Below are 9,341 nucleotides of genomic sequence, written 5' to 3'. Positions count from 1 at the left end.
CAATATTCTTTCGATGTGGAACAGTTAATGAAGTTAAGTCCTTCTAAACGCCGCTTTTATCAACAAGGTATGCGGGCTGCAACCCTTATACAGTCTATCTCGTAGACCTCTTTGTCACCCCCCCAGCACCTATAGAGTCTATTTAAGATATATTGCCGTTGCAAAAAGCCGGATATCAGATGGATTTCAGCTTTTTTGTCGCCCCAACGGCACCATCTTTTGTCTTGTGGCTGTTGAGCGATCGCCAGACGGCTTGTTTATCCGCCTTATTTTTCAAGAAAAGATGTCAAATGGGTTCCACAATACATTAACGGATGTTACTAATGCTGAAGCGGTTAAGAAAAAGATGGCGGCTGCTGGGATGGAATTTGGGGTGAAAGCTGAGGTAAGGGCGATCGCGATCGACACCCAGGGATCGCAAGTCTCGACTTAGTTAATTTAGCTTGACATTTTTTTAATTTGTGGTAAACATCGACTTTTATTACCTCTTTGCTATCAAAGGGCGATTTGCTGTGGAATAGATACGCTGCTGCACTTTTTTAAAGTTTCCATAAAGTTTACTTAAAAACTCTGAAAACCCCTTGGCTTTAATAAAAATTACTGATATTCTCAAATCTAAAGTTCACAACAGCAATAAAAAAACTCATTTATTGCGATCGAATCAAACCTTTGTCCGCCACGTGGGCAGGTTAAAACCTGTCAATATCAGACCTGCATTAACAAAAAAGCTCCATCATCCTGTGGACTCGTTTGCTTGCGACTTTTTTAAACTTAACATCCTCAAATTCTGCACATTTTAGTCATTTTCACCATCAAAAAAACCACTAAAAATCATGTCACCAATCGAAACATCTACCCTCCCACTAACCACCAATATTTCCATCATTCCCGACATTACAGAAAAATTGCCGCTAGCTAATTCTACAAGAAACTACTCTCCCACCCCAAAAAAATCCCCTAATAACTAACGAAATATCCTCCAAAAACTCCAGCATTGAACTATTACCAGAAAATCACCAAATCCTCGATAAAAGCCCAGAAACACCTGCTAAACAGGCAGAGATAGACGGCTTCATCCTCAACAAAGATTCAACACCAACAACCAACAGCATCCCAGAAAAACCGCAAACATCCACAACTCAAACCGACCCAATTACAGGCGATACAGCCAAGCCAGCAATTCCAAATAAAATCACTTTCGACTCCGGCATTTTCCAAGCAGACGAAACTGGTAAAATTACCATAGATTACCTATCAGATGGAGGCTGGTATCAAGGAGAACTAGCAATTATCAGCCTCAAAGGAATGCAGGAATTTGTTCCTGATTCCGAAGAATTTATACTAGAAGCAGCCAGACGCGCTTTAAGCAACTCCTCACTCGGTTACATCGCAATTTCCGACAGTACAGAAGCAGCGAAATTTTCTAGTTTCGAGGGAGAAAACAACTTAAATATCGGAGAATACCGAGGCATAAAAACCTTCGCAATGACTCCCGGAGACGAATTCGGTATCATCCTAATTCCCAACGGTAAAATACAAGAAGTATACGACAATCCAGGAATTGGTGGCGACAAAAAACCCTTATTCTCAATGGCGACAGCTAATTCCAGCGATGCCTTTCAACCAGGACAAATTGCCAGTGTTGTGAATGGCGGCAATATATTTGTCATGGAAGATATGGGGATAAGCGAAGGAAGCGATGCTGATTACAATGATATCATATTTTCCCTCAAAGGTGCAACCCCTAAAGTCATTTTAATAGATGATGTAATTGCCAAAAATTCCGATTGGGGTACATCAGAGAAAGGTAAAGAATTGATAGCTTACGTTGCGCCCAAAACTGAGACTAAATTAGACGACGACAAAAAAACCGATACAACTTCTACAACAAATCCGACAGAGACAAAACCTGAAAAATCTCCCGCAGTTGAAGACAAAAGTCCGACTGTTTCGGAAATTCCCAATTCCGAGACAAATCCGGCTGAAACAAAACCTGAAAATTCCCCGGTAGTTGAAGACAAAAACCCGACTGTTTCGGAAATTCCCAACTCCGATACAAAACCTGAAAAATCTCCCGCAGTTGAAGACAAAAATCCGACTGTTTCCGAAATTCCCAACTCCGATACAAATTCGACTGAGACAAAACTCGAAACATCTCCCGCAGTTGAAGACAAAAATCCGACTGTTTCAGAAATTCCCAATTCCGACACAAAACCTGAAAATTCCCCGGTAGTTGAAACCAAAAATCCGACTGTTTCGGAAATTCCCAATTCCGAGACAAATTCGACTGAGACAAAACCTGAAAATTCCCCAGCGACAGAAACCAAAAATCCCACTGTTTCAGAAATTCCCAATTCCGAGACAAATTCGACTGAGACAAAACCCGAAAATTCCCCGGTAGTTGAAGACAAAAACCCGACTGTTTCGGAAATTCCCAATTCCGAGACAAATTCGACTGAGACAAAACCTGAAAAATCTCCCGCAGTTGAAGACAAAAACCCGACTGTTTCGGAAATTCCCAACTCCGACACAAAACCTGAAAATTCCCCAGCGACAGAAACCAAAAATCCGACTGTTTCGGAAATTCCCAACTCCGACACAAAACCTGAAAATTCCCCAGCGACAGAAACCAAAAATCCGACTGTTTCGGAAATTTCCAACTCCGAGACAAATCCTGTTGAGACAGAAATCGACGAAATCACAGGTGACACAATTGAAAAACCCGTCTTTATCCAACCAGAAATAGCGACAATACCCACAGAATCCACAGACATTCTCACTGGGGAAATTGAAAACACCTCCCCAACTCTTATCGACAGCCTCGAAAATGCCGGCGAAACTGCTGACAATTTACCGCTACTTTCAGACGATGAAATTTCCACACTGTCGGAAACTCTCAACAGCATACTCGCCCAACAATTCCCTAACATTTCCTCCACAGCATCCATCCAAAACTATCAACCACCCGCATCACAATATCCAGAATATATAGTTGCCGACAACCAAACTATTATTCCCGAAATCGCTGTCACGCCAAACCATCACTCGCAACAATCGGAAAATCTTATCGCCGACAGCGACAATCAGTCGCCAACAACCACTGACGAATATGTAAACCCCAACTTTGACTCCGAAAACAGCACAATTACTCCCGAAATATCATCCGACAAAAACAATCAGCCAGACAACTCACACAATATCATCGCCGACTCCGAAATCGCAACTGCAACAGACAGCAACTCCGAAACAAACATCAACGAATACGCAGTCACCCACACGGAAACCCAACTCCAACAGGAATTACGCACTCAGACTAAAGAAACCGGGTTTTTTGACGAAAATACTTCGTTGTTACCAACAGATTCCGTAAAAAACCCGGTTTCTGGGCCGTCAGTAATTCCTAGAGAAACAATCCCTAATTCTTCCCAACAAAACCAACCATTTATCGGTATTATCGACACGGGCTTCACAGCCGACAATCCTAACATCGATTACAGCCAAATTATCCTAGGAAAAGATGTAATCGACGGCGACAATAATCCCCTACTTCAACCAAAGGAAGGAAACCAACACGGCGACACAATTTTAGGAATTATCAGCGACTCCCACAATCAAAGCGATACAAAACAATCTCCTACTATTTGGTTGGGAAGAGCAACCGGTAGCGGCAACTGGCATCAATCCCTGATAGAATTTGTAGACAGCGCCATTGCTGCAAAACAACCCAACGCCGTCGTCAACCTCAGCTTCGACTTAACCCAAATCAATCCCGACGGCACGCAAACCACGCGGCACAAACTGACAGCAGAAGAACAATCAGCACTTAAATACGCTCAGGAAAACAACATCCTGATTGTAGCAGCCGCCGGTAACGAAGGAACTCTCCTATCCGCACTCGGACAAGCCTCCACAGAATTCGACAACATCATCACCGTCGGCGCATCCGAAAACAACAACCGCGCCGCCTATTCCAGCTACGGAGGCGGTTTAGATATCCTAGCACCAACCAGCACTGCACAAACAGCAGAAACTTCAACAACCGCCACCAAAAAAGGCACATCAATCGCCGCCGCTTTCGTCACAAATACCATCTCGAAAATGTGGGCAGCCAACCCATCCCTAAGCCGCCAACAAATCAAAAACCTCCTCCTGAAAACAGCAACAGACATTGACGTACCCGAATGGGACGAAAGGACAGGATACGGAATTCTCGACGCAGAATTAGCCATTGCTACAGCAGCAGAAACCCTCCCCACAATTCCCGTATTGGCAGCAGCCAAACTATTGACAAAACCCTTAATTGATGCTGGTGCAAATACTGACAACTCTGCCAATTCTACCGCAGCCAAACCCTCAGAAAGAGCAACTGCAACCACAGCCCCCGGCACGCCAAAAACTACCAGTACCTCAACTGGAAACAGCAACGAAGGCACTAGCTCTTATACCACAGAATTAGCGCCATACACAACTACCTCTACCAGTAGTTCCAACGGCACAGCGATTACCAACTCTCAAACTAATAGCAACTTCTCAAACACAGAATCAAGCTGGGATCAAAGTGCTGTCGAAACCAACAGCAAGGGCAACTATTTTAACGAATCCACAAGCGATAGCAGCACAAATACGGATACCTACACCACCAAAAACTTTTCCCAAAACTCAACAGAAAACAAAAATCAATCGCAGCAAAACTACAGCCGAGTTAAATACGAAGGTACTAGCGCCGACCAAAGTTCATCCAATCAAAAATCCCGCAGTTCTTACAACTATACCACTCCCGCCTATACCAGAAACGATGCTTCAGAAAGTTATCGAAACAGCAAGTCTCAATCCGACAGCCAATACGGTACGAACCTGAGCATAGTTAACGGCAACCGCCAAGATGATTGGGGTTCCAAATCAACTTCAAACATTCGCTATACTAGCAGCACCGGCAGTTCCGTCCATAACAGTTCAACTCAAGTTCAAGGGAAAGCCGATTGGACGAATAGCAGCAACAGTAGCAGTTATAATAATACCCACAGTGGCGAAGAAACCACAGTTAGCAAATCTGATTCTCAAAGCAACAATACCAGCGGTTTCTCCAAAACTAATAACAGCAGCGACAACTATTCTGTAATTAACTCAATCTGGGATAACTCTACAACCGATGGCAAAGCCGTCAACAGCAACACCCAAGATAGTTATTCTGAATGGAACAGTAATGCTAACAGCAGTTACGATGATGGCAAATCAAAAAGTACCACCAATCAAGACAATTACACCGTCAATCAATCTCAACAAACCAACAGCAGCAACGGCACTAATTATTGGCTAAACAATCGCAACAATAATTACTCGGTAACTCAGGGAAATAACACGCAAAATTACAAAGACGGGCCGCACACTAGCAGTCAAAATCAAGATACTTATTCCGTCAGCAAGTCGAAATTTTCCAGCAGCAACAGTTCAGGAAAACCTAGTTCTCAAAACGAGCAATCAAATTACTCCGAGAATAATGCTCAGTGGGAGAACGAGTATAAAGTTGATGCTTACACGACTCAAAGTACCAGCGACGAATCGACAATAACTAATACCAAAAGTAACAGCAGCACCGAGGGCGGCAACTCCAACTCGTCTAACAGTAGCGATACCTCCCGGACTCGGAATTCACAGACAGTCACCACTTATAAAGATGGTCGCAAAACTGAAAATGGTAGTTCGAGTTACGAGAAATGGTCGAGCGAAAACAATTACGATAGTAAAGGTTTAGTTAGTTCAGTTGCCAAGTATTCTAGTTGGAGTTCTAGTTACAGCAAGTCTTATTTTAATGGGGGTTACAGTTGGACGAAAACTCTCAGCGGTAACGAGTCAGAATCGGGAACTAAAGGGGGTATTTATACGAGTAGTGGCAGCAGTTGGAGTTGGTATCGCAGCGGGACTGTATGGGATGATGGTCGGAATGATTGGAGTGAAAGTTGGTCGAAGTCTAGTTGGAAAGATGGCAAGTATTTGCCGAGTGAATCTGAGTCAAAAAGGGGAGGATTTGACCCGAAGGGGACAGGGACGCAGGTGAATGATTTGCCGAATTTTGGGGATGCGCCGCGGTTGATTAAGGCTCCGAAGAGTTTGGATGCGCCAGTGGATTTGGTGAAGCCTCCGAAGCCTAGTGATGATATTTGGGCACCACCGCGTCGTACTGTTAAAGAGCTTGAGTCAGAGAAGGTAATTAATGGAGATGGCTATTTTAATATAAATAGCCCTAAAAAAGACAGCCCTTGGGACAAATTTTTGGCAAAGTTGCGTAGATTTATCAAAAGGTTGTTAGAGCTATCTCAACAAGGCAAGCAAGCTGTTCTAGAATTTTTAGGTGGGCTTCTTTATTACTATCTCAAGAATAATGGAGCTTTACTTCAACCTTTCACTGACCTTCTGATACCGGGAGGGGCACAAGCACGAGACAAACTGGAAAAACTCTTACAAAAGAGTAAAGCAGCTCAAGCAGGAAGAGGTACTGCTGATTTAATCGGAATTTTGCAAGGAATAGCGGAAATTGTGTTGGGAGCTGGTGGTAGTATTGGAGGTGGTTTGACTGGAAACCCCGCACTGGTTGCCACAGGATTGGGAGCGCTAGCACATGGACTCAGTGTAGTGGGAGTTAGTGTCCAGGATCTCTCTAATCTGATTGTTCAGGTTCTCCAAATTAACTCTGGTAATAATCCTTGGGATGATGTTTCTGATGAGGATTTGGAAGAATTTTTAGGAGACAGTAATCCCGCCTATGATTATGTCAATACTCGTTCATGGCATCAAGGTGGTTCTGCAACACCAGAAATTTCTGTAAAACAACATTTTAAGAATCATGGTGCTGAGGTAGGTGCAAAGAATGTAGAGGAATATATTCAGCTAGCAGAAGAGTTTAAACAAGTAGTTCTGAATGACAGAAGAATCCAAGGACGTCCTATAAGTGGAGCCACACCAAATGTTTCGAGGTATGAATCAGGAGGCAGATATATTGATTTAGTAGATTTAGGTCAGGGAAGATATGGTATAATCTCTTTTGGTAACGTTTGGCACCGTTGATTAAATCAATTTTTCACATGATAATGAGGCTTGTTCCAATATGGCACTAGAACATAGATTTTTTTGCTTAAAAAAAGGAGAAGTGAGTTATACACAGTGCATGAATTATTACGGAAGGGAGTTTGAAGTCAGTATTCACGATGATATAATGCGGTACATGAATGATACTCTAATGTGGATACCGTGTACTCATCTTTCAGTTCCATATAAAAAGAAGACCAACGGATTATCGCTTTATGGTATTACAATTATTCATCAAGAAAATGGTGAAATGTTTTATCATGTATTCGAGTCATGGTATCGCTTATTTTCAAAAGCTCCTGATAGATTTCAGCTTTATGGGGGGATAATTATAGAAGCTGACAGAACTGTTTCAAGTCCACCCAAAGTTCACACTATCGAAGTTGAGCGAGACTTACTGCTTGAAAAGCTGCGAATTTTGCTCAATTATGCCGAGCGGGTGATTGAAGGTGAATTCTTTATTTTGCATTTGGGTATTTGATGATAAAAACATCAGTAAATCTGGATTAATAATTCTTTCTGACAGTCTGGGATGATGGTCGGAATGATTGGAGTGAGAGTTGGTCGAAGTCTACTTGGAAAGATGGCAAGTATTTGCCGAGTGAGTCTGAGTCAAAAAGGGGAGGATTTGACCCGAAGAAAACCACTCCGCAGGTTAATGATGTGCCTTCATTTGGGGATGCGCCGCGGTTGAATAAGGCTCCGAAGAGTTTGGATGTGCCAGTGGATTTGGTGAAGCCTCCGAAGCCTAGTGATGATATTTGGGCACCGACTTTTATTCAGATTAAAGAGCCTCAGTTTAAAGAGGTTTTTGGTAGTAGTGGTTTTGATTGGCTTTCGGGTGGGAGTGGGAATGATGATTTACCTGATAATTTGTTTGGTGGTATTGCTAATAATTTACCACCCGATGAAGTTAACGGGTGGTCTTTTGATAAAAAGTTGATTGAAGCAGCACGGCGAGGACTTGCTAAGCTACCCGGAGATGCTCTAAGTACAATAATGCGATGGGAGTTTTGGGCACAATTACTTGCTACATTAGGTGTTTTAGCAGCCTTAAGTGTGAGTGGACTGGGTGAAATTGCTACCATCATATATGGTCTTAGCAGGGTAGGAATTGCTCTGGAAGCGGTAAAAGAATTATTTTCATATATTTTTACTGCCTTTAATGCCAAAAATCACGCTGGGTTAAATAAAGCTGCTACTCACTTTGAACGCTTTGCAAGTCTAGCCGGACAAGAATTGGTAGGTGTAGCCTTTAGAAGCATCAGACTAAAACTAGCTGAACAAGGACGTTGGGCAACTCGGTTTGATGCGGCTATTCAAAATAATTTAGCATCAGCCAATGGAGGTACTAAACTAGAGGCTCGCATTGCTAACCTGCTCAGACACGATTTAATCAGTTATGGGAGAATAGAAAAAGGAGCCAATAAACTTCCAGTTGGAGATGTTGATGTAGAAACCAGTAATGCTATTATAGAGGTTACTATGCAAACAGGACAGAAAGCGGGTCAAATTGCAAAATTACAAACCGATCGACTTCTAAATCCTAGCAACAAGCCAGTAATTTTGTTTGCCCCAAATTACACAGAGCTAGCACAAGCCAATCTTCCCCCTGGAGTGCGAGTCTTTCGGACTGAGCAAGGACTTTTGGATTACGTAACAAATCTGCGATAACGAGAATTAACAATGTCAAATGGTCTAGTAGTTGTTTCCAGATACGATATCAGAAAAGATGAGTTAATATCTTTTTTGCGGACAGTAGATGCACATATTGTTGAAAAGCCGGGAAATCCTTTCTTTGCATATCTGGTAAGGGAAGAATTATATATTTGGATTGCCCTTGGCAACAACAATGAATTAGAACCATCGGAATTAAAAGCTACTACAGAAAAACTTGTGGGTGAACCCAAGACATTTATTGTATTAGAGATATCTAAAGCAGAAGGTAGCAGGCGTTTTGCTTATGAATTGGCTGCTAAGTTGGCTGCAAAATGGCCCTGCATTACTGATAACATGAACGGGTACAATAGACAGATTTTATCCAGTCAAGAATTGTTTGACCTGCTTGAGAAAGGCTGCAATTTTGAAGAATACTAAGAACTACAAGTAAAGGATAGTAGTAGCAATTTTTGGTAGTCCTGCATAGCAAGGAAAATCAAGGGTTTTAATTGATAGATAAACTGGCGTTATACTCATGAATAAAATACCAAATAGCCCCAATATGATTGGAGAGTTTTTTGGAGAATGAAAGAGTTTTT

General features: G+C 42.3%; 5 protein-coding genes and 1 pseudogene. 5 read left to right on the top strand and 1 reads right to left on the bottom strand.

Annotated elements, in window-relative coordinates:
• Positions 1-283 precede the first annotated feature (283 nt).
• The 5 genes from AACV78_RS13180 to AACV78_RS13160 all read left to right on the top strand — a co-directional run bounded on the left by AACV78_RS13180 (position 284) and on the right by AACV78_RS13160 (position 9,180).
• Positions 284-433, top strand: coding sequence for a hypothetical protein (locus AACV78_RS13180; protein WP_228042699.1), 150 nt, complete (start codon positions 284-286; stop codon positions 431-433).
• 872 nt (positions 434-1,305) lie between these two features.
• Positions 1,306-7,062, top strand: a complete 5,757-nt coding sequence (locus tag AACV78_RS13175; protein WP_194012728.1) for a S8 family serine peptidase — start codon at positions 1,306-1,308, stop codon at positions 7,060-7,062.
• Between the two features lie 40 nt (positions 7,063-7,102).
• A complete protein-coding gene (locus tag AACV78_RS13170) occupies positions 7,103-7,564 on the top strand; it encodes a hypothetical protein (RefSeq protein WP_194012727.1) in 462 nt (153 codons plus the stop codon).
• 209 nt (positions 7,565-7,773) lie between these two features.
• Positions 7,774-8,757, top strand: coding sequence for a hypothetical protein (locus AACV78_RS13165; protein ID WP_194074410.1), 984 nt, complete (start codon positions 7,774-7,776; stop codon positions 8,755-8,757).
• Between the two features lie 12 nt (positions 8,758-8,769).
• A complete protein-coding gene (locus AACV78_RS13160) occupies positions 8,770-9,180 on the top strand; it encodes a hypothetical protein (RefSeq protein WP_194012725.1) in 411 nt (136 codons plus the stop codon).
• Positions 9,181-9,247: 67 nt separating this feature from the next.
• On the opposite strand, the pseudogene AACV78_RS13155 reads toward AACV78_RS13160, so the two are convergent.
• Positions 9,248-9,341, bottom strand: a pseudogene (locus AACV78_RS13155) (IS1 family transposase); the annotation flags it as partial.

Source organism: Tychonema sp. LEGE 07196, from assembly GCF_963890365.1.
Taxonomy (GTDB): Bacteria; Cyanobacteriota; Cyanobacteriia; order Cyanobacteriales; family Microcoleaceae; genus Microcoleus.
Note: the sequence above shows the minus strand (reverse complement) of the source record. Positions and strands in the feature narration are given on the sequence as shown.

Bases quoted from the DNA above. Each gene is read 5' to 3' on its own strand.
- AACV78_RS13170 (WP_194012727.1), top strand. From the start codon at position 7,103: ATGGCACTAGAACATAGATTTTTTTGCTTAAAAAAAGGAGAAGTGAGT.
- AACV78_RS13180 (WP_228042699.1), top strand. From the start codon at position 284: ATGTCAAATGGGTTCCACAATACATTAACGGATGTTACTAATGCTGAA.
- AACV78_RS13160 (WP_194012725.1), top strand. From the start codon at position 8,770: ATGTCAAATGGTCTAGTAGTTGTTTCCAGATACGATATCAGAAAAGAT.
- AACV78_RS13175 (WP_194012728.1), top strand. From the start codon at position 1,306: ATGCAGGAATTTGTTCCTGATTCCGAAGAATTTATACTAGAAGCAGCC.